Origin of the sequence: Rhizobium sp. LC145 (assembly GCF_001005825.1) — a bacterium.
Lineage (GTDB): Bacteria > Pseudomonadota > Alphaproteobacteria > Rhizobiales > Rhizobiaceae > Neorhizobium.
In genome coordinates this window covers 362,869-385,655 of sequence record NZ_LBHV01000008.1, presented here as the reverse complement: position 1 = coordinate 385,655, position 22,787 = coordinate 362,869, and the positions used below count along the sequence as shown (strand labels likewise).

Genomic DNA, 22,787 nt, shown 5'->3' with positions numbered 1-22,787 from the left:
CGGCTCCAATCAGCGTCAGCCAATCTCTAGGATTTCTCTAGAACAAAGGACTTCGTCGCCAGCAGCGCCGCCGCCCTCGTTCAGTGAGCGGCGTTATAAGCGGAGCCCCGGAAACAAGTCAACAGCGTTGTTTTCAAAAATCCAAGAAATCTGACAAGTAGCTGATTTTTCTTGGAAAATTCGAAACCACTCAGAATTTGTCCGGAAAAGGAGCCGCTTCCACGACATTTTTCCCGGGCCGCTCGCGACGCTTCCTGTGGAACGCCCCGAAACTGCCCCGACAAATTCACAATCTCATGATTAGCAGTCTTTAGATGGGGATTCGCAACCCGATTTCAAGAGGCGTATGCCGCCGCGGAGAGTTTGACTCCCGGCGCCGAAACGGGCACATGTTTGGCCCACGTCCGGCGCGGGGGGCTCGATCTGCCGGCAGTACCAAGGGGATTTGACGAACCGGATGACGACGGCGCGCAGTATGATCCGTTCGCTTGGCAACGAACCGCCGATCCTTGCCGATGGCAGGCGCGCGCCCGACCGGCGTGAGATTTCCTTTCGCTGGCTCTCCGGAACCTTCCTGACGGGCATCACCTCTTCTATCCTTATGGGCGTCGCATTGTTTGCCGCTCTCGACGGCCGCCAGCAGCTCGCGATACCCGCCGAGGCATCCGCCGCTCTTCCCGCCGATGATGGGGATGGCGAGGTTTCCCGCGGCGGCCGTCTGCTCGGCGGCAATATCGTGGCCATGCCGACGGACCGGAAGGTCATGGAAGTGGCCACCGTCGTTCACGAGGGCAATAAGGAAGTCATCCGCCGCAAGCCTTTCGCCCATGTGAAGATGAACCTCGCGGTCAATCACGTGGCTCAGGAAGACTATCCTTCCTTCGATCCCTTGAAGATCTTCGCCTCCGCCGAAAGCTCCCCCGCGGCCAGCCGCACCGGCGCGATCTATGGCTCGGAAGTCGAATCAGAGGTCAGCCTGCAGACTGTCGCCTTCCCCGTGAAGGATGCGACCTATGCATACGCGCCCTCGATGACGCTGGAGGAGGTGGAGGAGAATGTCCGCTCCAACGGCTCGGTCCTGGCGGATGGCAATGCGCAGCTTTCCGCGCTCTATTACGTGGACCCGCGCCGCTTCTCCGCCGACAATGAAGGCGATCTCGACATCACCGCCGGACTGGCCGCCCGCATCGTCGAGCAGAACATGACCGTTTCGGCCTCCGAGCCGTTCACGCCGAAGACGCGGGAATATGCCGACGACGTCATCCCCATCCGCCGCGACATGCCGATTGCCGCCGCGCTGACGGAAGTGGGTTATCCCAAGGGCAAGGCCGACGAGATCGGAACCTATCTGGAGCAGCGCCTCGGTAAGAAGGAACTCTCCACCGGTGACGTGCTGCGCATCGGCGTGCTTCAGGAAGGCGACATGGTATTGGTCGTTCGCGCCAGCGTCTATCACCGCGGCGATCATGTCGTGACGGTGGCGGTCGATGACCACGGACGTTTCGTCGACGGGCATGAACCGCAGATGCTCGATGCGGTCGCATCGGCCTTCAGCGAGCAGCCGCCGCAGATCATAGCCGGCCGGGAACTGCCGCGCGTCTATGACGGCATCTATCGCGCCGCCCTCTCCTACGGCATGACGACGGATATGACCGGCCTCTTGGTAAAGCTGCTTGCGAGCAGCGTCGACCTGCAGGCGCAGTTGAAGCCGACCGACAGCGTGGAGGCCTTCTTCTCCGTGGCCGACGAGAAGGGTCAGGCGACCCGTGAATCCGAGCTGCTCTACGTCAACGCCCGTTTCGGCGACACGCATACCCGCTTCTACCGCTTCCAGAACCCGGAAGACGGCTCGGTGGATTACTATGATGCCGAGGGCAAGAGCATCCGGCAGTTCCTGTTGCGCAACCCCGTGCCGAACGGCCGCCTGACCTCGGGCTTCGGCATGCGGCGCCATCCGATCCTCGGCTTTTCGCGCATGCATACCGGCACTGACTGGGCTGCACCGCGCGGTACGCCGATCATCGCGACCGGCAATGGCGTCGTGGAATCGGCCGGCTGGTCTTCCGGCTACGGCAACCAGACTATCGTGCGGCATGCCAACGGCTACGAATCCTCCTATAATCACCAGAGCGCCATCGCCAAGGGCGTCAGGCCCGGCGCGAAGGTAACCCAGGGCCAGGTCATCGGTTATGTCGGCTCGACCGGCCAGTCCACCGGCGCGCATCTGCATTACGAGCTGATCGTCAACGGCACCAAGGTGGACGCGATGAAGATCCGCCTTCCCGGCGGCAGCTCGCTCACCGGTCGCCAACTCGCCCGCTTCGAGGAAGAGCGCAAGCGCGTCGATGCGCTGCTCGGTACGAGCGGGCAATCGGACAAAGTCGCCAGCCGGTAATATCAGCTTCGGTAAGTCATAGCGTACGACGAAAAAGGCGGCCTTGTGGGCCGCCTTTCGTTCGTTTCTCGACGCTCCGGCTTATGCAGCTTCGCTGACGTCGCGCTCGACGCGGAAGAGCAGCCGGTCAGAACCGGAGCTCACCGCCACCATCGAACCATCCGGGATCTGCCCTCCGAGGATCTGCTCGGCCAGCGGGTCCTGGATGAACTTCTGTATCACCCGCTTCAGCGGCCGTGCGCCATAGACCGGATCGTATCCCTTGGCCGCCAGCCAGTCGCGGGCGTCTTCTCCGAGGTCGATAACGATCTTCCGCTCCGCCAGAAGCGAAACCAGCCGCTTCATCTGGATGTCGACGATCGCGCCCATGTCCTCGCGGCGCAGGCGGTGGAAGAGGATGATCTCGTCGACGCGGTTCAGGAATTCCGGCCTGAAATGCGCCCGCACCATCTCCATCACCGGCTCGCGCACCGCTTCCACGTCCTGGCCTTCCGGCAATTCGGTGAGATAGGTCGCGCCGATATTCGAGGTCATGATGATGATCGTGTTCCTGAAGTCGACTGTGCGGCCCTGCCCGTCCGTCAGGCGCCCGTCGTCGAGCACCTGCAGGAGGACGTTGAACACGTCCGGATGCGCCTTCTCGATCTCGTCGAACAGCACGACCTGGTAGGGCTTGCGGCGAACGGCCTCCGTCAGCGCGCCGCCTTCCTCGTAGCCGACATAGCCGGGAGGCGCGCCGATCAGCCGGGCCACGGAGTGCTTCTCCATGTATTCCGACATGTCGAGCCGCACCATCGCCGTCTCGTCGTCGAAGAGGAAACGGGCGAGAGTCTTGGTCAGCTCCGTCTTGCCGACGCCGGTCGGACCGAGGAAGATGAACGAGCCGATCGGCCGGTTCGGGTCCTGCAGGCCGGCGCGCGAGCGGCGGACCGCACGCGAGACCGCCTGCACGGCGTCGCCCTGGCCGACGACAGCTTTCGCCAGCTCGTCCTCCATGCGCAGAAGCTTTTCGCGCTCGCCTTCCAGCATCCTGTCCACGGGAATGCCCGTCCAGCGGGAAACCACATGGGCGATATTGTCCGGCGTCACGACCTCCTGCACCATAGATGCGGCGGCGCTGTCGCGCTCCTCGGCTTCCTTCAGCTCCTTTTCGAGCCCCGGGATCACGCCATAGGCAAGCTCGCCGGCGCGCTGGAACTCGCCCTTGCGCTGGGCGATCGCCAGTTCGTTGCGGGCCTCGTCGAGCTGCTTCTTCAAGTCGGCGGCAAGGCCGAGCTTCTGCTTTTCCGCCTGCCAGCGGGCGGTCAGCGCATCCGCCTCTTCCTCGAGCGAGGTGAGTTCGGTTTCCAGGCGCGCCAGGCGGTCGGCCGAGGCGCTGTCGGTTTCCTTCTTGAGCGCCTCCCGCTCGATCTTGAGCTGGATGATGCGCCGGTCGAGCTCATCGAGCTCTTCGGGTTTGGAATCCACCTGCATGCGCAGCCGCGAGGCGGCCTCGTCCATCAGGTCGATCGCCTTGTCCGGCAGGAAACGGTCGGTGATGTAGCGATTGGAAAGCGTCGCGGCAGCCACGAGCGCCGAATCCGAGATGCGGACCTTGTGGTGCTGCTCATATTTTTCCTTCAACCCGCGCAGGATCGAGATCGTGTCCTCGACCGTCGGCTCGTCCACCATGACGGGCTGGAACCGGCGGGCAAGTGCGGCGTCCTTCTCCACATGCTTGCGGTACTCGTCGAGCGTGGTGGCGCCGACGCAGTGCAGCTCGCCGCGCGCGAGCGCCGGCTTCAGGAGGTTCGAGGCATCCATAGCGCCTTCGGACTTGCCGGCGCCCACCAGCGTGTGCATCTCGTCGATGAACAGGATGATCTCGCCGTTTTCGGCCTGCACCTCGTTGAGCACCGCCTTCAGTCGCTCCTCGAACTCGCCGCGATATTTCGCGCCGGCGATAAGCGCACCCATGTCGAGCGCCATCAGCCGCTTGTCCTTCAGGCTTTCCGGCACGTCGCCGTTGACGATCCTGAGCGCCAGGCCTTCGGCGATCGCCGTCTTGCCAACGCCGGGCTCGCCGATCAGAACGGGGTTGTTCTTGGTGCGGCGGGAAAGAACCTGGATCGTGCGGCGGATCTCGTCGTCGCGGCCGATGACCGGGTCGAGCCTGCCTTCGCGGGCTTCGGCCGTCAGGTCGCGCGCATATTTCTTCAGCGCGTCGAAGCCCTGTTCGGCATTGGCGCTGTCGGCCGTGCGGCCCTTGCGCAGCTCGTTGATGACCTGGTTCAGCCCTTGCGCGGTCACGCCTGCTTTTTTCAGGCTCGCGGAGGTCGAGGCCGAGCTTTCGATGGCAAGCGCAAGCAGCAGCCGCTCGACGGTGACGAAACTGTCGCCAGACTTCTTGGCTGCCTCTTCGGCCGTCGAAAACACCTTGGCGAGCGGCTGGGAAAGATAGATCTGGCCGTTGCCGCCGGAAACCTTCGGCAGCTTGGCGAGCGCCGCATCGTTGGCGATGCGCGCCTCCTTGGCGTTGCCGCCGGCGCGCTCGATCAGCGAGGCCACCATGCCCTGGTCGTCGTCGAGCAGAACCTTCAATACGTGTTCGGGCGCGAACTGCTGGTGACCCGAGGCCAGCGCCTGGGTCTGCGCCGATTGCAGGAAGCCCCGCACGCGCTCGGAATATTTCTCTATATTCATGCCTATACCTCCTGAATCGCCCTGCCCTTCCTGAGGCACAGGCCGATGGTTGAGATCGGGCTCCCCGAAGGCGAGCCCCCGCCGATCAACTCGGCGCTGACGGAGATATGGTAGGTGATTTCACGGATTTAAAGGATCAGCCGGATAGCTTTTCGCCCCTGGCCATCTGGCTCCGCCGTCAGCCGGAACGGCTCAGCGGTGAAGGGAGGGCGAAGCGGGAGAAAGCAGCAGTCTCACGCCGAATGCGATCATGATGCCGCCCGCGATACGCTGTTGCCAGACCACGAAGGACGTGTTGCGCGACATCCAATCCTTGAACGCCCCCGACGTCAGAGCCACCGTGCCGAGAATGAGCAGTCCCGTCAGCTTCATTGTCGCACCGAGAACGAAAAACTGCAGCGCCGCGGAGCCTGCGGACGGGTGCACGAATTGCGGAAGGACCGCGAGCATGAAGGAAAGCGCCGTGGGATTTGTCAGATTGCAGATGACGCCCTGCCGGAAAGAGCCGGCAAGCGACGGCGACCCGACACGATCCTGCATGTCGCCCGAGGCCGTCTTCCCGCCGGCGGCCAGGAAACGTATTCCGAGATAGATCAGATAGGCCGCGCCGATCAATTGCATGGCTTTGTAGAGCGGCGGCGAGGATATGATGACGGTGGCAAGACCCATTGCCAGCAGGGGTATCTGAATTGCGCCCGCCGCGACGCAGCCGAAGGCCGTGGCAAGAGCGGCCTTTCTCCCCTGCCCGATGCCACGGCTGATGACGAGCATCATGTCCGGACCCACTCCGGACAATTGATAGGCAAGCACGGCGCCGAGAAATGCGGCATAGGTAGCGGGATCTGGCATTGCCCTGGAACTCCCGCGGGTGGTGGAGGTTCCCGCAACCCTGGAGTTTCGCTATCCGGGCGATCCCGTGCCTTTACCCTGACCCTATGCCCGCCAATCCGTTCACTCGATTTCGACCGCACGCCGTGCCCTGCGCCACATATCGGCATAGGGCAGCGCGAACATGTAGAGCCCGGTGAACAGCAGCAGGAAAAGCGGCGGCAATGGCGAGTAGACCACCCAGGCGGGAGGCTCTCCCGCCAGCCCGAAAGAAGCAAAGTTGGCGATGACGGTCACCGTAAAGATGACGGACAGCCAACGGTGGACTTGCCGAATCCATTTGTTCCAGTTCAATCCGACCTCCCTAAAAACGAAATCTGACGCATGTCGCGCAAAAGTGTGCAGCGGTTTTGCGCGACATGCGCAAAAAAGTTCCCTTGGATTTCAGTCCAGCCGCTCCAGAACCCGTTCCATCGCGTCGAGGAACCTCGGCCAACCGGCATGGGCGCCCCGGAAATACGGCTGCTGATCCGGCCGGAAGCCCGACTGCTCCATGCGGATCTGGGTTCCGCTATCCGTGGGGGTAAGCGTCCAGGTGACGGTGCTCTTGAGGTCCTTGGTATCCCAGCTATAGACCAGTATCTTGTGCGGCTCGATCGCCTGGACCTCACAGTCGACGGCGCCCCAATCGGCGCGAAGATTGAAACGATGCCCCTTCTCGGGTTTGAAATCGTTCGTCATCAGCCACTCCTCGATCAGATGCGGTTGCGTGAGCGCGCGCCAGATCTTTTCCGGCGGATACGACACCTCTCGTTCGAGAACGACGGAAAGCGTTTCGGTCGACATTTCGTTCATTGGTCCATCCTTTTGAGCAAGTCTTCCAGGGCGTCGAACCGGCCCTGCCAGAAGCCGGTCATCTGGCTTGTCCAGTCGATCAGCGGCGCGAGCGCGTCGAGTTGGGCGCTATAATGCGTGTTCCGTCCTTGGTGGCGGTCGCGAACCAACCCCGCCTGCTTCAGAACCCCGAGATGTTTCGAGACGGCCGGTTGGGAAACCCCGGCCCCGGCCGTCAGGGCCGCAACCGTCTGGTCTCCGTCGCGGCAGAGCCGCTCGAAAATGGCCCGCCGCGTCGGATCGGCAAGTGTTCTGAAAAGGACATCGTGGGGTTCAGACATAACAAACCCATAACTCGTTGGCTATGAGAAATCCATAACCGACGAGCTATGAGTGAGTCAAGCGGCAGCGCGAAACATCAACGCGGTTCCTCAAGACGAAAAAAACTCCGGCCTTTCGGCCGGAGTTTTATTTTTTGTCAGTCTCTGAAGCCTGCGCTTATTCCGAAGCGGCAGCAGCCAATATAGGCGGCTGCGGGACTTCACCGGATTCGCCTGACTCGTCGGCGGAACCGGCTGCTGCTTCCTCGCCCTCGTCAGCGGTCTCGCCGCGGCGCGGACGACGCGCGCGATTGCCGGCATTGCGGCGGCGGCGCGGAGCGGCTTCTGCCTGCTGTTCTTCCTCGACGGCGACTTCCGCCGGCGTACCCTCGATCACGGGCTGCGGGCCGCTGCCATCGTCGGTGGCCTCGGCGGCCGGAGCGGGCTCCGGACGGCGCTCGCGGCGCGGCTGCTGGTCGCGGGGGCGACCTTCGCGGGAACGCTGCTCGTTGCGCTGTTCCTGCGGCTGCTCCGGCTGCGCTTCGGCGATCACCGGCTGCGACGAGCCAGTATCATCGGTATCGGCCATATCCAGATCGTCCTGATCCAGATTGCCGTCGCGGTCGTTGTAGTCGTGGCGGTCGTCGCGCTGGAAGCGCTCCTGCATCTGGGCCTGGGCGGCCGCGATGATCCGGTTATAGTGCTCGGCGTGCTGGAGATAGTTCTCGGCCATCACCCGGTCGCCGGAGCTCTGGGCATCGCGGGCCAGAGCCGAATACTTCTCGGCGATATGCTGGGCGGTTCCGCGGATTTTCAGATCGGGACCCGAGCTATCGTAAGTCCGCGTCAGCGGATTGCCACCCTTGCGGTTGAAGTTGTTGTTGTTACCGCCGCCGCCGCCGCCATTGTTGCTGCCGCGCCCTCGACCGCGTTTGTTCTGCTGTCCTGGCCTCATCTATCGTTCACCAATTCTCTGTCTACGCTGATAATCTGTCATCGCTGGTAAAGGGCCGCGCGGCCGTTCCAGCGTCGAGCCGGAGCAAGACTTCGCGCGCCGCGCACAGGGCGGAAAAAGCGTCCTGCCGCTTGTGAAAGTCGAATTAACTGAATCACGCACCGGGTTTGCTCAACCTTCGCAACTCTTCGAAAAGAGCAGGCTTTGGGGTTGACCTTATAACCCGAACGAATCGCTGTTCATTCCCAGCCGCCCCGATGCGTGCTGTCACGCTATCCCGCTTCATCCGGAAATCCAAGCCTTTTCTTTCGCTGGTCAACATCATTGCCGATCGATTGAAAACACGAGCACCCGATCATTGCCGCCATAGTCGCGCACCGCTTCGCGAAGCACAAAGCCATGGGAAGCAAAAATGTCGGTGACGGCTCGCTTCTGGTCGAATCCGATCTCGACGCCTAATACGCCGTCCTCCTGGAGGAAATTTCCTGCCTCCGCGGCAATCGCGCGATAGGCATCGAGTCCATCGGGCCCTCCGTCGAGCGCCGCCAGCGGATCGAAATCCCGGACTTCCGGTTCCAGTGCGGGGATAACATCGCTGCGTATATATGGGGGATTTGACGCGATTATGTCAAAGCGCCCCGAAATATTTTCAAACCATGTACTGCGCACCGTTTGGAACCTTGCGGCCATTCCCAGCCGTTCCGCATTGCGTGCGGCGGTCTCGAGCGCGTCTTGCGAGATATCGCTTCCAACCCCGCTAAGTTGCGGAAATTCCTTCAAAAACGAAAGCGCAATCGCGCCGGTGCCCGTACCGATGTCGAGCAGGAGGGCCGAGCCCTTCCCTGCGACAATCCGCCTCACGTGAGGCAGCATCGAATCCACCAGGATTTCGGTGTCCGGGCGAGGCTCCAATGTCTCCTTCGAGATCAGGAGCTCCATGCCATGGAATTCACGTATCCCTAATATGCGGTGCACGGGCTCCCTTTTCAAGCGCCGCTCCACCGCTTGCGCGATTTTCTCCTGTTCGGCCTCGGTCAACAGCCGGTCGCCGCCGGTGAAAACCTCCGTATTGGAGAGCCCTAGCAGTCCGCCGATCAGCATCCGTGCCTCGATCGCCGCATCAGCAAGTCCGGCCGCCGAAAACCTGGCGCGGGCCTCGGCCACTGCGGCGTCGAGCCTCGTCATCTCTGGTTCTCTCCGAGCCGGGCGAGCTGGCCCGCCTGGTAGTCCGCGATCAGCGCATCGACCAGTTCATCGATCTCGCCTTCGATCATGCGATCGAGCTTGTAGAGCGTCAGGTTGATGCGGTGGTCGGTCACCCGCCCCTGCGGAAAATTATAGGTCCGGATGCGTTCGGAACGGTCGCCGGAACCGACCTGGCTCTTGCGGTCGGCGGAGCGCTCGCTGTCGGCCTTCTGCCGCTCCATGTCGAAAAGCCGCGAGCGCAGCACCTGCATCGCCTTGGCGCGGTTCTGGTGCTGCGATTTCTCCGAGCTGGTCACCACCAGGCCGGTCGGCAGGTGGGTGATGCGCACGGCGGAATCGGTCGTGTTGACGTGCTGGCCGCCCGCACCGGAGGAGCGCATCGTGTCGATGCGGATGTCTTCGGGGCGGATTTCGATGTCGATCTCTTCCGCCTCGGGCAGCACCGCCACGGTCGCCGCCGAGGTGTGGATGCGCCCTTGCGTTTCCGTGTCCGGCACCCGCTGGACGCGATGCACGCCGGATTCGAACTTCAGCTTCGAGAAAACCCCGCGCCCGGTAACCGTCGCGATGATTTCCCGGTAGCCGCCCGCTTCGCCCTCGCTGGCGGAAAGCACTTCCACCTTCCAGCCATGCGTGCTGGCATAGCGCTCATACATGCGGAACAGATCGCCGGCAAAGAGCGCCGCCTCGTTGCCGCCGGTGCCGGCGCGGATTTCCAGAATGGCGCTCTTCTCGTCGGCCGCATCCTTCGGCAGGAGAAGGATCTGCATGTCCTTTTCCAACGCCTCGACACTCTCCTCAGCCTCCGGCAGCTCCATTTCGGCAAGCTCGCGCATCTCGCGGTCCGTCGCCTTGTCGGCAAGCATGGCACGAAGACCCGCCACCTCGGCGACCGCCTTCTCGTAATCGCGGATCTTGCGCACCACCGGCTGAAGCTCGGAATATTCCGAAGCCAGCTTCACATAAACTTCGGCGGAAGGCCCCGCGGACATGCGCGCCTCGATCTCGCCGAAGCGGCGCTCCAGTTCACGCATCTTTTCAACAGGAAGCTTCGCCACCCTGACCTACTCCGTTCTTGTTATTGTTGCCCGCTAAACCGGGATGTTATTGGTCTCGGCGAACCGGACCAGCAGGTCGCGCACCGGCTCCGATGATCCGGTATCGTCGAGCACGGCATGCAGTTCGGCCGAGAGCTTGTCCGCGTCGAGCGCAAGCAGCATCGCCTTGATGGGCCCGATCGAGGTCGCCGCCATCGAGACCGAGCGGAAACCAAGCCCGATCAGCGCCATGGCCGAGAGCGGCTTGCCCGCCATCTCGCCGCAGAGCGTGACCGGCGTGTTGTTCCGCTCCGAAGCCCGCACGATATCGCGCAGGATACGCAGGAACGGCTTGCCCAGATTGTCGAACCGGTCGGAGACGCGGGCGTTTCCGCGATCGGCGGCCATGGTGAACTGCAGGAGGTCGTTCGATCCCACCGAGACGAAATCCACCTCCGCCATCAGCTCGTCGAGCTGCCACATCAGCGCCGGCACTTCCAGCATGGCGCCGAACTGCAGCTTGCGCGGCAGGCCGTAGCCGAACTTCGAAAGATGCTGCACTTCCTTCTGCATCAGTTCGCGCACCGCATGGATTTCCGCAACCTCGGTCACCATCGGCAGCATCATCTTCAGCTCGGCTCCCGCCGAGGCTCTCAGCAGCGCCCGCAGCTGCGTGCGCAGCAGTCCCGGCCGGTCGAGCGAAAGGCGGATCGCCCGCCAGCCGAGCGCCGGGTTCTCCTCGTCATGGCTGCGGAAATAGGGGAGCACCTTGTCGCCGCCGATATCCAGCGTGCGGAAGGTCACCGGCCGGCCGGCCGCCTGCCTCAGCACATTGCGGTAGAAGGCCTCCTGCTCCTCCATCTTCGGCATGGTCGAGGAGATCATGAATTGCAGCTCGGTCCGGAAAAGCCCGATGCCGTCGGCGCCGGATTCGGCAAGCTGCGGCAGGTCGACCATCAGGCCGGCATTCATCTGCAGGCTTATGCGCTTGCCGTCCTTGGTGACCGGCTCAACCGTGCGGAGCGCGCGGAACTGTTCCTGCCTGCGGGCTCTCAGCCGCACCTTCTCGCCATAGGCCTTCTGCAGGTCCACCATCGGCCGCAAATGCACCTGCCCGTCATCGCCGTCGATGATGACCGGATCGCCGTTCTCGGCGAGCGCGACGACGCCGGCCGCCTGGCCGACCACCGGAATGCCCATGGCGCGCGCCACGATCACCACATGGCTGGTGACGGCGCCGTCCTCCAGCACCAGGCCGCGCAGGTTCATGCGCGGATAATCGAGCAGCTCCGCCGCGCCCATGGCGCGAGCCAGTACGATCGCATCGTTCGGGAAGCCCTCATCGACCGTGCGGCCGCTATACCCGGTGAGCTGCCGAAGCAGCCGGTTGGCGAGGTCGTCGAAATCGTGCATGCGCTCGCGCAGATAGGGATCGGTCAGGCGCAGCATGCGCGCCTTGGTGTCGCTCTGCACCTTCTCCACCGCCGCTTCGGCGGTCAGCCCGTTATGGATCGCCTCTTCCATGCGGCGCACCCAGCCCTGGTCGTGCGCGAACATGCGATAGGTTTCCAGCACCTCGCGATGCTCGCCCTCCTGGGCGACTTCGCGGCGCGACAGCATGTCGTCGATGGATATGCGTAAGCTACCCAGCGCTTCGGCAAGCCGCGTGATCTCGTTTTCCGCGTCCTCGTTCAGGAGATTGGTTACGACGACGCGCGGCTCGTGCAGCACCACGTGGCCCAATCCGATGCCTTCGTTATAACCGTCTCCCTCGATCGTCACCGCGCGGGTGAGGTCGAGTTCGAGGCCCGGCCGGGTTATCTTCTTAAGTTCTCCGGTCGCGATCATCTCGGCGATTACCATTGCCGTGGTTTCAAGCGCCTCGACTTCGTCCTCGCGATAGTTTCGGCTGGCCCGGTTCTGGACGACGAGAACGCCCAAAGTGCGGCCGGCTCTCAAGATAGGAACGCCAAGGAAGGAATGGTAGATTTCCTCGCCCGTTTCCGGGAGATAGCGGAAGGCGGGGTGCGCCTGCGCGTCGGAAAGGTTGAGCGGCTGGGCCGATGCGGCGATGGTGCCGACGAGGCCCTGCCCCATCTTCAGCTGCGAAAGGTGGACGGCTTCCTTCTTCAGGCCCTCGGTCGCATAGAGCTCGAGCACGCCGTCGGAGCGCAGCACATAGACCGAGCAGACCTCGGCCACCATGTTGCTGGCGATCTGACGGACGATCCGGTCAAGCCGCTCCTGCGGATCAAGCGGCTCCGCCATCAATTCGCGCAGGCGCCTGAGCAGAACGCGTGGACCCGCCGACAGATCTCTCATCGGCCATAGTTCTCCCGAAACGACGTCTCACATCCGAATACGCCGCGCCGAGGAAAAATCAAAGCGCGTCGAGCCGGCTCACAATCAACTCTTATCCAGACCGTAGGTGGAATGCAAAGTCCGAACGGCGAGTTCGGAGTAAGCGCCGTCGATCAGGATGGAAATCTTGATTTCCGAGGTAGTGATCGCCTTTATGTTGATGCCTTTTTCGGCAAGTGCCTTAAAAGCTTGCGCGGCCACGCCCGCATGGCTGCGCATGCCGATGCCGATCACCGAAACCTTGGCCAGCCCTGATTCGTTCTGGGCGACGTCGAAGCCGATCGTTTCCTTGTTCTCCCCCAGAACCTTGAGCGCCTTCTGCACGTCGCCGGAGGGAACCGTGAAGGTCATGTCGGTCTTCGAACCGTCTTCCGACGTGTTCTGCACGATCATGTCCACGTTGATATGCGCTTCGGCGAGCGGGCCGAAGATCGCGGCGGATACGCCGGGGCGGTCGGCAAGGCGCCGGAGCGAAATCTGCGCTTCATCCTTGGCATAGGCGATGCCGGTGACGACTTCCTGTTCCACGATTTCTTCCTCGTCGCAAATCAAAGTGCCGGGTGGGTTAAGCAGGTCGCCCATGCCCGGCGCATCGGGATCTTCGAAACTGGAGCGCACGAAGGTGCGGACCTTGAAGACCATGGCAAGCTCGACCGAACGCACCTGCAGGACCTTCGAGCCGAGGGATGCCATTTCCAGCATTTCCTCGAAGGAGACTTTCTTCATCCGACGGGCGGCAGGCACGATGCGCGGATCGGTCGTATATACTCCGTCCACGTCCGTATAGATATCGCACCGGTCGGCCTTGACCGCCGCGGCGATCGCCACCGCGGACGTATCGGAACCGCCGCGGCCGAGCGTGGCGATGCGGTTGTCGGGGCCGAGCCCCTGGAAGCCGGCGACCACAGCCACCTGCCCCTCGCCCATCCGCTTGATGATATCGGAACCGTCGATCTCCAGGATGCGCGCTGCGCCATGGGCGCTGTCGGTGCGGATCGGGATCTGCCAGCCCTGCCAGGAGCGCGCGTTGATGCCCATGGATTGCAGCGCGATCGCCAGGAGACCGGAGGTCACCTGCTCGCCCGAAGCCACGATCGTGTCGTATTCGCGCGCGTCGTAGAAGGGCGAGTTGGCGCCCGTCACCTTGGGCATCCCCTCGACCCAGCCGACGAGTTCGTTGGTCTTGCCCGACATGGCCGATACGACGACCGCCACCTCGTGGCCCGCCTCGACCTCGCGTTTCACATGGCGCGCGACATTGTGGATGCGTTCGAGATTGGCGACGGACGTGCCGCCGAACTTCATGACGATGCGAGCCATAACTGACCAATCCCACCCGTTCGCGCCCCGGAAACCTTGGGGGAGCGTCTGCTTTCAAACCGCCTCTGTGACGAAGGCATAAAGTTGCGGGGGTCTCTTAGCGAAAAGGCGGGGGCCGCGCAATGGGCAGCTCATATATGAGGGCCCACACCACAGGGCCCTGCATTGGCATGAAAAACATGAGGCGGCGGAGCCCAGAAGCCCCGCCGCCGTCCTTGGATATCTGGAAGCGCTCAGTCGCCGTTGATGCAGCGCTGGTCGTTTGCTGCGCAGAGGCCACCGCGGGCACCGGGAACCATGCCGCTGCCCCTGAGAGCATCGCCGCGATCCCGCTCCCTGGCGCGGTCCCGGTCACGATCACGATCCCTTTCGCGCTCGCGCTGCTGGGCCCGCTCGCGATCTCTCTCGCGCTCACGATTCATCTCTTCGCGCTGGCGATCACGGTCGCGGTTCATGTCCTCGCGTTGCCGCTCGCGGTCACGCTGCCATTCCTCGCGGGACCGGTCGCGATCACGATCGCGATCGCGGTCACGCCACTCTTCGCGGGTTCTGTCGCGATCCCACTCCCGGTCGCGATCCCAGCGATCCCGGTCACGGTCGCGCTCCCAGCGCGGCGGCGGGGGTGGAGGCGGGCGGCGATCCGGCCCGCGATCCCAGTCGCCGCCGCTATACCGGCGCCAGCGGTCGCGGTCGCGGTAGAAATCGCGGTCGCGATAGTAGCGGCCCCAATAGGTATCCACGTCGAAGGTGACCATCGGGATGCCGAGCGGACGGTAGTATTCCGGCCCGATATAGACGCGGTCGGAGCGGTATTCCGCCTGCACGTAGCGGCCGGAAACCCAGCCGCGGCCGCCGACGAAGGAAACGTCGCACCAGTTGACGCTGCTCATGCAGCCATTGATGGTGACGGGCGCGCCCACCGGGATGACGGTGACGGCGGGATAGCCGGTGCTGGGTCCGGAGCGCATGTTGACGTTGGCCGTCGCAAAGCCCCTGACTGCTGCGTCCGCGATCGACGGCGCCACGAGCAGGGCGCAGAAAGCCGCGGCACTCATCATTATGCGTTTCAAGGGATGTCCTCCTGAAGGAACGATGTTCTTGTTCGATACGCCCTTCTCATCGCGAGACGGGTTGATCCGGCACGTTAAATGCCCGAGATCGCTTGATTGTTCCGGATGAGTGCTGAATGGATCATGAATAAAGCGTTCGGGCGGCATTCAAGCTCTTCATTCGCGACAGAAACCCCTTCCACTCGCCGGCATCGGCAACAAGACTTGCCCTTCCATACGGTCGATTTTAATCGGGGCCGGCGTTCATTTGCGTGTCTCTCACCCCCGCCTCCGCTTCGCTCGGCGCACCCTCTCCCCGGGGCGAGGGTGAACGGCGGCAGCGCGGTATATCGATCCCCCCTTGAGGGGGAGATGCCCGGCAGGGCAGAGGGGGTGCCTCGACACACACAGGCTGATTTTGCGGAGCTGTTATCCCTCCGTCATCTCCGACGGCATCTCCCTCTGACGAGGAAGATCGGAGGGAGTTTGCCACGGAGAGGACCATTGCCGTCTCATGATTGTTGTTTGTGCTTGGATCCTCGGGACAAGCCCGAGGATGACGAAAGAGAAGGTTCGAGCAAGGGTGCCCCGATCAGCCGCCGAGGACGGTATCACTGAGGCCAGGATCACTGGAGACCACACCGAGAGCGGTACTGCTGGGTGTACCCCAAGGCACGACCTCGAGTTTGGCACCTTTTGCAGAACCTCAAGGTTCGTCATCCTCGGGCTTGTCCCGAGGATCTACCGCACAAACAAGCCGTTCTCTCCGTTCAAGTGGGGGATGATCCGGTGCATCTTTCGCAATGTTTCAATAACTTAAATCATTCTTCATCCCCGCTCTCCAACTTTGCCTCATACTGTCCTAGTCCTGTTTCGGCTGCACCGGTTAAGCATCGCCGGCGAGATGGGGCCGGTGCCCTTTCGATCCGCCGTTGATGCAGGCGGGTTGTCAGGGGCTGCGCAGAAAATGGTCTCCCTCTCGCCTGAGAAATGGCGGGGCGTGCGTGTGTCGCACACAACCCGGCCCGGCTAATAATCAACAACATATGGGCCGCCGCAGAGGGACCGGAGTTGCGCGGAAAAATACACCGAACGGGACACGTCGCGTGTCACCATAAAATACAAATACGAGGCACACGACGTGTCCCGGCCAATCCTCGTCCTCGGGTTAAACCCGAGGATCATCCGAGGATGACGAAAGAAAGAAACCGAGATCGCCAAGGGACGAGTCTGCCTACTCGTCATCCTCGGACAAGCGAAGCGCGATCCGAGGGCAAGGGAGGAGTATGTCTTGAGAACAAAAACATCGACTGAACATAGGGACTTCAGCGACTACGAAAAGCTTCGGGCCGAACAGCACGAAGAACTCTCCCGCGCTGCTTCGTCACTCATGTGCATCAGCAATGATCTGTGCCGTCTGCGCTCCTGCCGCCGCCGGCGCGTGTGCGGTGGTCCGATGCAGCCTTCGCCGCACCAGGCATTGGCTGTCCGCGCTCAGCGGGAAATCGGCCTCAGCGGCAAGGCCTGCGCCGATCTCCCCGTCTGTATCGCAAACCAGAAGCCATGGGTTTTCGATATCTACAAAAAACTCATGGCAGACCTTCTGCAGATAAAGCTGGACATCCCGAAAATGGATTTGATCCTGGCCTGCGTCGAGGCTGCGTCAAGACGGCGCTTGCCCAAGAAGCACTCTTGACTTCCCCTTCCGATCATCCGACTTCAAACGCTGAAACGAGGGAATGACGACCATGACCGAGACCGCCCGCAGCACCATAGACCAGAGCGAAGTGGACCGGTTTTCCGCCATGGCGGCGGAATGGTGGGATCCGACCGGCAAGTTCAAGCCGCTGCACAAGTTCAATCCCGTGCGGCTCGCCTATATCCGCGACCGCGTCTCGGAGAATTTCGGCAAAGACCCCAAGAGCCACCTGCCGCTCGCCGGTTTGCGTGTGCTCGACATCGGCTGCGGCGGCGGCCTCTTGTCTGAGCCCGTCGCGCGCATGGGCGCCACCGTCGTCGGCGCCGATCCTTCGGAAAAGAACATCGGGATTGCCTCCACCCATGCGGCCGAGACGGGAACAGTGGTCGATTATCGCGCCGTGACTGCCGAACAGCTTGCCGAAGCCGGCGAGACCTTCGACGTCGTCCTCAACATGGAAGTCGTCGAGCACGTCGCGGATGTGGATTTCTTCATGTCCACCTGCGCGAAAATGGTGCGCCCCGGCGGGCTGATGTTCGTCGCCACCATCAACCGCACCTTCAAGGCCGGCGCGCTCGCCATCTTCGCGGCGGAAAACATCCTGCGCTGGCTGCCCAAGGGTACGCACCAGTACGAAAAGCTGGTCCGTCCGGAGGAGCTGGAAAGGCCGCTTGCCGCAAGCGGCATGGAAATCATCCACCGCACAGGCGTCTTCTTCAATCCCCTGCAGGACCGCTGGAACCTCTCCTCCGACATGGACGTGAACTATATGCTGCTGGCGAAAAGGCCGGGGTGATTTCGGCATCCCCGCCCTTCGATCTCCTGCTACACTCCCGGTAAATGCATGAAGGGCCGGACATTATCCGTCCAGCCCTTCGGGTTCTTTGAAATGAGTTCCGTATCGGGATGCGCTCAGTTCGCATCCTCGGGCAGCACCGGCAGCGGCGCCACCTCGATGCCCTCCTCGAGGAGATCGCGCACCTCGCCGAAGCTCGCCTGGCCGATGATGCCGCGAGCGTCCGCTTCGCCGTAATGGATCTTGCGCGCCTCTTCCGGGAACTTGTCGCCGACATCCTCGGCATTGGCCTTGATGGCGGCGACAGCAGCCTTCAGCCTGGCCTCGGCCTCGGCGCGCGCCATGTCCATCGCCACCGCCTGCTTTTCTTCTTTCTTGCGCGCGGTCGAAACGGATGGCGCCATCAGGGTCTTGGAGATCGAGGCGGAATTGCAGACCGGGCAGGTCAGAAAGCCGCTCGCCACCTGCCCGTCGAAGTCCGCGCTGGTCGAAAACCAGCCTTCGAAAGTGTGGGCGTTCTCGCAGGACAGTGAATAGCGGATCAAGCGGCAACTCCTCCGGCTGCCGGCGCAACGGTGTCGAGCGTGAACTCGCGCGCGTTCTTCAGGTTCGGGATCTTGCCCCGGGCAGCCTTTACTTCGGCGACGTCGATCTCGGCGATCACCACCGCTTCGCCGGAACCGCCGGCGGATGCCAGCACCTTGCCCCAGGGATCGACGATCATCGAATGGCCGAATGTTTCGCGGCCGTCTTCATGCAGCCCGGCTTGCGCGGCGGCGATCAGGAAGGCGCCGTTCTCGATGGCGCGGGCGCGCAGCAGCACTTCCCAATGCGCCTCGCCCGTCTGGCGGGTGAAGGCGGCGGGAACGGTCAGCACCTCCGCCCCGGCAACCGCCTCGGTCCGGAACAGCGAGGGGAAGCGCACGTCGTAGCAGATTGCGAAGCCGAGCCTGGCGAAGGGCAGCTCGGCCACCCGCGCTTCCTCGCCGGGCCGATAGACGGCGCTTTCGCGCCAGCTCTCGCCGTTGTCGAGATCGACGTCGAACATGTGGATCTTGTCATAGGTGCAGATCCGGCTGCCGCCGGGCGCGAAGAGGAAGCCGCGATTGGCGATCTTCCCGTCGTCGAGCGCAATCGCCGTCGAGCCGACATGCACATGGATGCCGAGTTCGCTGGCGAGGCTGCGGGCGGTCGAAACGACGATGTCGTTCGCCTCGTCCTTCAACACCGCACGAAGCCCGGCGCGATCCTTCTGCACAGCACCGGTCATTTCCGGCGTCTGCACATAGACCGCACCTTGCGCCGCGGCATCCCGCACGAGGCGGGCCATGTCGGCGGCGTTCTTCTCCGGATCGACGCCGGAGCACATCTGGATCGCTGCAGCCTTGAATGCCATTCCTAACTTCCCTCAATTCGCCAGCATCGGATCGAGCTTGCCGGCCCGGTCGAGTGCATGAAGATCGTCGCAGCCGCCCACATGCTGGCCGTCGATGAAGATTTGCGGAAAGGTCGAACGTCCGTTCGCCTTGCCGATCATCTCCTGGCGGAGCTCCTGCGAGTAGGTCGCGTCGTGCTCGACATAGTCGATGCCCTTTGATTCAAGCAGGGCTTTGGCGCGGGTGCAATAGCCGCAGAACTGGCGGGTATAAATGGTCACATCTGCCATGAATGTCTCCAGGCACGGCCGGGAGCGGAAGCGGGGCCGCGCGAAATTGTCTTGATTGTCATATAGGCCCGGCGACAGCCATTGCAAAGGTCAAAACCGTGACCTCCGCGGCTCCCGCCTTCTTCAGCGCGCGCGTGGCGGCAGAGACGGTGGCCCCGGTGGTATAGACATCGTCCACCAGTATGAGGCGCTTGCCGAAAACCTCCCCCTCCCGGCCCGAAGGGGTTGCGAAGGCGCCGCGGACATTGTCCTCCCGGCCCCGCGCGGTCAGCCCCACCTGCCGGCTCGTGCGCTTCACCCTGGCGAGCGCTTCCGGCAGAAAGGGCTTGCCCGAGAGATGGGCGATATGCCGCCCGAGCTCGGCCGCCTGGTTGAATTTTCGAAGCGCGAAGCGCAGCCGGTGCAGGGGAACCGGAACGATGCCGTCGCAGTTGGCGACATGGCCGTCGGAGGCTCTCAGCATCCATTCGGCCATCATCGGCGCCAGGTTGGTGCGGTCGCGATATTTCGGGAGTGCACGAGATTGCGGGCTGCCCCCTCGTGGATCGCCACCGAGCGCAGCCGGTCGAACACCGGCGGCTCGGCGATCGCCTGGGCCGAAAGCATGCCGGGTCCGGGATCGTAGGAGAACGGCAGGCCCAGGCGATCGCAATAGGGCCGCTCGATGAAACGGATTTGCGACCAGCACCCTCCGCAGAAGGCGGCATGCCGCCCCGTCCGGATGCCGCAGCCGAGGCAGGTCGGCGGATAGACGAGGTCGCCGAGCGACTTCATCCACCCTCCCGCGAGGGATGCTAGAATTGACGCAGCGGAAGGGGTCTGCTCGGCGGACATGTCTTGACATTAGCGAAGCCGAAGCGCCTTTGCGAACGGAGAAATGAAGGCGACGTCATATGGAAATACTTTTCGATCAGCACCTGGCCGCCCGCCGTCGCGAAAGGGCATTCGCCCGTAACGGTGCTGCGGCAGGCTTCCTGCTGGAAATCGCCGCCCGCGAATTGGCCGAGCGCCTCGCCGTCGTGGAGCGCCGTTTCGAAGAGGCCGTGGAACTCCACGGCGGCACGGGTGTCGCGGCAAGGCAAAGCCTGGCGACCGGCAAGATCGGCAGCATGAGCCGGATCGAAACCAGCGGGATATTCGCCGCTCCCGGCGAGGAAGTGCGGGAAGCGGGATTGGACGACGTGCCGCTTGCCCCCGAATCCGTCAATCTCGTGCTCTCGCCTCTGGCGCTGCATCTGACCAACGACACGCCGGGAACGCTGATCCGCATCCGCCGCGCGCTGAAGCCGGACGGCCTCTTTCTCGCGGCGATCCCCGGCGCAGGCACGCTCGCCGAATTGCGGGATGTCCTGCTTGCAGCCGAAGCGGAGTTGAGCGGCGGAGCAAGCCCGCGCGTCATTCCCTTTGCCGATGTCCGCGATATGGGCGGGCTCCTGCAGCGCGCCGGTTTCGCGCTGCCGGTGGTCGATGCGGAAACCTATACGGTCCGCTACGATTCCCTGTTTCCCCTGATGCGCGACCTGCGCGCCATGGGCATGACCAACCCGCTTGCCGGCCGCAGCAGAACGCCGGTCACACGGCGGTTCTTCTTGAGAGCCGCGGAACTCTATGCCGAACGCTATTCCGATCCGGACGGCCGCATCCGTGCGACCTTCTCGATCATCTACGCCTCGGGCTGGGCGCCGCATGAAAGCCAGCAGAAGCCGCTGAAACCGGGTTCGGCAAAGGCGCGGCTCGCCGATGCCCTTCGCGATGCGAGCAAGCCGCAGATCGAATGAAGGCGCTTAGTCGATCGGCTTTGCGATGTTGTTTTCGACGGTCGAAAAGGTGTTCTGCAACGCCTCGGAAAAAGCGCCGAGCCCCAGGATGAGGGCGCCGCCGATGATCGCCGCGATTAGCCCATATTCGACGGCGCTCGCTCCATGGCTGTCGCGTAGGAAGGATCGAAGGAGACGCATGGATTGCTCTTATTCCCGTTGCCTTCCGCCCGATCGCATCGAATGCGGAACGTTTCGCCGTTTCAACAATCGCCGTCCGCGCCGTAGCCCTTGACGATGCAGATGGAACCCGGCGTTTCCTGCAGGACGCTGCGCCGGATGGTGTAATGCTTGATACCCTTGTCGGGCTGTATCGAGCCGGTGGTGATCCGGTCGAATTCCTCCTGGACATGGGCAAGCCGCCGCCCGTCCGTTCGGTCCGAAAGCATGGGTGTGATGATCAGCGAGAGGGCGATTGCAGCCGTGCCGAATAGAAGTGCGGCATTGAGCGCACCGGTCATACCGGACCTGTACGTCGCCCGCTGCCGGACACGCACAGTCTTCCAGAATTCCTCATCCATTCTCTCAAAGCCCCGTCACGCAAATACTGCCCTGATGAGATCCGGCCTATCATGCCGGGCTAAATGAACGGTTAATACGGAATGAATTCGGCCCGTCTAATTTGAATTATAGGAGATCCTGGAGAATGGGGATCAACGGCTCGTCGGCCGGAGGCATGGGGTAGTCGCGAAGCGCCTTGGCCCGCACCCATTTGATAGCCTGGCCTTCCCGTCCGACCGGCACGCCCTCGAACCGCCGGCAGACATAGAGCGGCATCAGCAGATGGAAGGTTTCGTAAGTGTGGCTGGCAAAGGTGAGCGGCGCGAGGCAGGCAGCCTTGGTCGTGATGCCGAGTTCCTCGTTGAGTTCCCGGATCAGGGTTTCTTCCGGCGTTTCGCCCGGCTCGACCTTGCCGCCCGGAAATTCCCAGAGGCCGGCGAGCGTTTTGCCCTCGGGCCGCTGGGCGAGCAGGATGCGCCCGTCGGCATCCACGAGGGCGCAGGCGGCGACAAGCAGAAGCTTCTTCGAACCTTCGCTCACTCTCAGGCCTCCCTGCGCCAATAGCGATAATCATAGGCATGGCGGAAGCCGAGCTTGCGGTAGAGCGCCAGCGCCGGCTCGTTGGTATCGACGACCTGCAGCCAGGCCATGCGCGCACCGCTGACCCGCGCCCAGCGCAGCGCCGAGGAGAGCATGTCGGTGCCGATCCCCTCCCGCCGGCGCTCCGGCTTCACGGCAAACGAGACGATGCCGGCGAGATCGTTGTCCTGCACGCAGAGCGTCGCCGCAACCGGTCCCGTCTCCGGGTCCTCGACAACGAAGAGGCCGCTTGCCGGCTTGATGGCATTCAGGATTTCCGCAAGCGCCGGTTTCAGCGAGGCATCCTCGCCGGTCACGACAAGGCTCGCATCCACGAAGCGGCCGACATTGTGGCCGGGCAGGAGATGGACCGTATCGGGAAGATCGATTTTCGTGAGGTCGGCGGTCAGCACGTTGACCGTTTCGAAAGCCTGCCAGCCGTTTCTCTCCATCATCTCGATGAGCGGCCGCGGTGCGAGCGGCGTCTCGCGTACGATCAGCGGCCGGCCATAGGCCTCGAAGCGCTGGCGCGCCTTTTCCAGCCGCAATTCCATGTCGCGACAGTCGGAAGGATCGAGCGGCACGACGCAGTTCAGACGCTTGGAGGGATGCCCGCCGGTGAGGCGTATCTGCCAGCTTCCGTCATAGGCGACCGAGGCGGCCGGCCAGGCACGGAAGCCGACGGCCTCGAGGCGCCTGACGAGAGGCAGATCGCTGCGCGGGGAAAATGCCTGCATCACGC

At 63.1% G+C, this 22,787-nt stretch carries 22 protein-coding genes and 1 pseudogene; 4 read left to right on the top strand and 19 right to left on the bottom strand.

The genetic code is table 11. The annotated features are described in order from the left end of the window. Positions 1-457: 457 nt before the first annotated feature. Positions 458-2,395, top strand: coding sequence for a M23 family metallopeptidase (locus YH62_RS21975; protein WP_046796397.1), 1,938 nt, complete (start codon positions 458-460; stop codon positions 2,393-2,395). An 81-nt stretch (positions 2,396-2,476) separates the two neighbouring features. Here YH62_RS21975 and clpB read toward each other — a convergent pair whose 3' ends face one another. The 11 genes from clpB to YH62_RS21920 form a co-directional block, all read right to left on the bottom strand. Then, positions 2,477-5,077, bottom strand: coding sequence for an ATP-dependent chaperone ClpB (gene clpB / locus YH62_RS21970; protein ID WP_046796396.1), 2,601 nt, complete (start codon positions 5,075-5,077; stop codon positions 2,477-2,479). A 192-nt stretch (positions 5,078-5,269) separates the two neighbouring features. Next, on the bottom strand, positions 5,270-5,926 hold the full coding sequence (locus tag YH62_RS21965) for a LysE family translocator (protein ID WP_046796395.1): 657 nt from the start codon (positions 5,924-5,926) through the stop codon (positions 5,270-5,272). A gap of 102 nt (positions 5,927-6,028) precedes the next feature. Beyond that, a complete protein-coding gene (locus YH62_RS21960; protein ID WP_046796394.1) occupies positions 6,029-6,259 on the bottom strand; it encodes a hypothetical protein in 231 nt (76 codons plus the stop codon). Between the two features lie 90 nt (positions 6,260-6,349). Continuing rightward, positions 6,350-6,760 carry an SRPBCC domain-containing protein gene (locus YH62_RS21955; protein WP_046796393.1) on the bottom strand — a complete coding sequence of 137 codons (411 nt, stop codon included), beginning with the start codon at positions 6,758-6,760 and terminating at the stop codon, positions 6,350-6,352. Beyond that, positions 6,757-7,080 carry a metalloregulator ArsR/SmtB family transcription factor gene (locus tag YH62_RS21950; protein WP_046796392.1) on the bottom strand — a complete coding sequence of 108 codons (324 nt, stop codon included), beginning with the start codon at positions 7,078-7,080 and terminating at the stop codon, positions 6,757-6,759. The genes YH62_RS21955 and YH62_RS21950 overlap by 4 nt, the downstream gene beginning before the upstream one ends. A gap of 157 nt (positions 7,081-7,237) precedes the next feature. Then, entirely contained in the window at positions 7,238-8,014 is a 777-nt protein-coding gene (locus YH62_RS21945; RefSeq protein ID WP_046796391.1) for a DUF4167 domain-containing protein, read from the bottom strand. A 321-nt stretch (positions 8,015-8,335) separates the two neighbouring features. After that, positions 8,336-9,199 carry a peptide chain release factor N(5)-glutamine methyltransferase gene (gene prmC / locus YH62_RS21940; RefSeq protein ID WP_046796390.1) on the bottom strand — a complete coding sequence of 288 codons (864 nt, stop codon included), beginning with the start codon at positions 9,197-9,199 and terminating at the stop codon, positions 8,336-8,338. Continuing rightward, positions 9,196-10,278 (bottom strand): peptide chain release factor 1, encoded by a 1,083-nt coding sequence (gene prfA, locus YH62_RS21935; RefSeq protein WP_046796389.1) that lies wholly within the window; start codon positions 10,276-10,278, stop codon positions 9,196-9,198. Before prfA ends, prmC begins: the two co-directional genes overlap by 4 nt. A 33-nt stretch (positions 10,279-10,311) precedes the next feature. Beyond that, positions 10,312-12,579 (bottom strand): phosphoenolpyruvate--protein phosphotransferase, encoded by a 2,268-nt coding sequence (ptsP, locus tag YH62_RS21930; RefSeq protein ID WP_046796388.1) that lies wholly within the window; start codon positions 12,577-12,579, stop codon positions 10,312-10,314. Between the two features lie 84 nt (positions 12,580-12,663). Further along, a complete protein-coding gene (locus YH62_RS21925; protein ID WP_046796387.1) occupies positions 12,664-13,938 on the bottom strand; it encodes an aspartate kinase in 1,275 nt (424 codons plus the stop codon). Positions 13,939-14,171: 233 nt separating this feature from the next. Further along, positions 14,172-15,008, bottom strand: coding sequence for an SH3 domain-containing protein (locus YH62_RS21920; RefSeq protein ID WP_082118450.1), 837 nt, complete (start codon positions 15,006-15,008; stop codon positions 14,172-14,174). A 1,270-nt stretch (positions 15,009-16,278) separates the two neighbouring features. Here YH62_RS21920 and YH62_RS21910 point away from each other — a divergent pair. Both YH62_RS21910 and ubiG read left to right on the top strand, forming a co-directional pair. Next, positions 16,279-16,683 (top strand): hypothetical protein, encoded by a 405-nt coding sequence (locus tag YH62_RS21910; RefSeq protein ID WP_137326711.1) that lies wholly within the window; start codon positions 16,279-16,281, stop codon positions 16,681-16,683. Between the two features lie 52 nt (positions 16,684-16,735). Continuing rightward, entirely contained in the window at positions 16,736-17,482 is a 747-nt protein-coding gene (ubiG, locus tag YH62_RS21905; protein WP_046796437.1) for a bifunctional 2-polyprenyl-6-hydroxyphenol methylase/3-demethylubiquinol 3-O-methyltransferase UbiG, read from the top strand. Between the two features lie 116 nt (positions 17,483-17,598). On the opposite strand, the gene YH62_RS21900 is transcribed toward ubiG, so the two are convergent. The 4 genes and pseudogenes from YH62_RS21900 to YH62_RS21885 form a co-directional block, all read right to left on the bottom strand. Continuing rightward, a complete protein-coding gene (locus tag YH62_RS21900; RefSeq protein ID WP_046796384.1) occupies positions 17,599-18,027 on the bottom strand; it encodes a DUF1178 family protein in 429 nt (142 codons plus the stop codon). Beyond that, positions 18,024-18,878, bottom strand: a complete 855-nt coding sequence (locus YH62_RS21895) for a carbon-nitrogen hydrolase family protein (RefSeq protein WP_046796383.1) — start codon at positions 18,876-18,878, stop codon at positions 18,024-18,026. Before YH62_RS21895 ends, YH62_RS21900 begins: the two co-directional genes overlap by 4 nt. Positions 18,879-18,890: 12 nt before the next feature. Beyond that, a complete protein-coding gene (grxC, locus tag YH62_RS21890; protein WP_046796382.1) occupies positions 18,891-19,148 on the bottom strand; it encodes a glutaredoxin 3 in 258 nt (85 codons plus the stop codon). Positions 19,149-19,206: 58 nt separating this feature from the next. Further along, positions 19,207-19,922, bottom strand: a pseudogene (locus tag YH62_RS21885) (ComF family protein). 119 nt (positions 19,923-20,041) lie between these two features. On the opposite strand from YH62_RS21885, the gene YH62_RS21880 reads away from it, so the two are divergent. After that, positions 20,042-20,926, top strand: a complete 885-nt coding sequence (locus tag YH62_RS21880; protein ID WP_046796381.1) for a methyltransferase domain-containing protein — start codon at positions 20,042-20,044, stop codon at positions 20,924-20,926. A 6-nt stretch (positions 20,927-20,932) separates the two neighbouring features. On the opposite strand, the gene YH62_RS21875 is transcribed toward YH62_RS21880, so the two are convergent. From YH62_RS21875 to YH62_RS21860, 4 genes are all read right to left on the bottom strand, one after another. Continuing rightward, complete coding sequence (locus YH62_RS21875; protein WP_046796380.1) at positions 20,933-21,106, bottom strand: Flp family type IVb pilin; 174 nt, start codon at positions 21,104-21,106, stop codon at positions 20,933-20,935. 62 nt (positions 21,107-21,168) lie between these two features. Continuing rightward, positions 21,169-21,486, bottom strand: coding sequence for a hypothetical protein (locus YH62_RS21870; protein ID WP_046796379.1), 318 nt, complete (start codon positions 21,484-21,486; stop codon positions 21,169-21,171). A gap of 106 nt (positions 21,487-21,592) precedes the next feature. Then, the gene (gene mutT / locus YH62_RS21865; protein ID WP_046796378.1) at positions 21,593-22,006 is read right to left on the bottom strand and encodes an 8-oxo-dGTP diphosphatase MutT; all 414 of its coding nucleotides are present in this window, start codon (positions 22,004-22,006) and stop codon (positions 21,593-21,595) included. Between the two features lie 2 nt (positions 22,007-22,008). Then, entirely contained in the window at positions 22,009-22,782 is a 774-nt protein-coding gene (locus YH62_RS21860) for a GNAT family N-acetyltransferase (RefSeq protein WP_082118449.1), read from the bottom strand. Between the last annotated feature and the right edge of the window lie 5 nt (positions 22,783-22,787).

Coding starts and splice junctions, on each gene's coding strand:
- YH62_RS21975 (WP_046796397.1), top strand. CDS start 458: ATGACGACGGCGCGCAGTATGATCCGTTCGCTTGGCAACGAACCGCCG.
- clpB (WP_046796396.1), bottom strand. CDS start 5,077: ATGAATATAGAGAAATATTCCGAGCGCGTGCGGGGCTTCCTGCAATCG.
- YH62_RS21965 (WP_046796395.1), bottom strand. CDS start 5,926: ATGCCAGATCCCGCTACCTATGCCGCATTTCTCGGCGCCGTGCTTGCC.
- YH62_RS21955 (WP_046796393.1), bottom strand. CDS start 6,760: ATGAACGAAATGTCGACCGAAACGCTTTCCGTCGTTCTCGAACGAGAG.
- YH62_RS21950 (WP_046796392.1), bottom strand. CDS start 7,080: ATGTCTGAACCCCACGATGTCCTTTTCAGAACACTTGCCGATCCGACG.
- YH62_RS21945 (WP_046796391.1), bottom strand. CDS start 8,014: ATGAGGCCAGGACAGCAGAACAAACGCGGTCGAGGGCGCGGCAGCAAC.
- prmC (WP_046796390.1), bottom strand. CDS start 9,199: ATGACGAGGCTCGACGCCGCAGTGGCCGAGGCCCGCGCCAGGTTTTCG.
- ptsP (WP_046796388.1), bottom strand. CDS start 12,579: ATGAGAGATCTGTCGGCGGGTCCACGCGTTCTGCTCAGGCGCCTGCGC.
- YH62_RS21925 (WP_046796387.1), bottom strand. CDS start 13,938: ATGGCTCGCATCGTCATGAAGTTCGGCGGCACGTCCGTCGCCAATCTC.
- ubiG (WP_046796437.1), top strand. CDS start 16,736: ATGACCGAGACCGCCCGCAGCACCATAGACCAGAGCGAAGTGGACCGG.
- YH62_RS21895 (WP_046796383.1), bottom strand. CDS start 18,878: ATGGCATTCAAGGCTGCAGCGATCCAGATGTGCTCCGGCGTCGATCCG.
- grxC (WP_046796382.1), bottom strand. CDS start 19,148: ATGGCAGATGTGACCATTTATACCCGCCAGTTCTGCGGCTATTGCACC.
- YH62_RS21880 (WP_046796381.1), top strand. CDS start 20,042: ATGGAAATACTTTTCGATCAGCACCTGGCCGCCCGCCGTCGCGAAAGG.
- YH62_RS21875 (WP_046796380.1), bottom strand. CDS start 21,106: ATGCGTCTCCTTCGATCCTTCCTACGCGACAGCCATGGAGCGAGCGCC.
- YH62_RS21870 (WP_046796379.1), bottom strand. CDS start 21,486: ATGGATGAGGAATTCTGGAAGACTGTGCGTGTCCGGCAGCGGGCGACG.
- YH62_RS21860 (WP_082118449.1), bottom strand. CDS start 22,782: ATGCAGGCATTTTCCCCGCGCAGCGATCTGCCTCTCGTCAGGCGCCTC.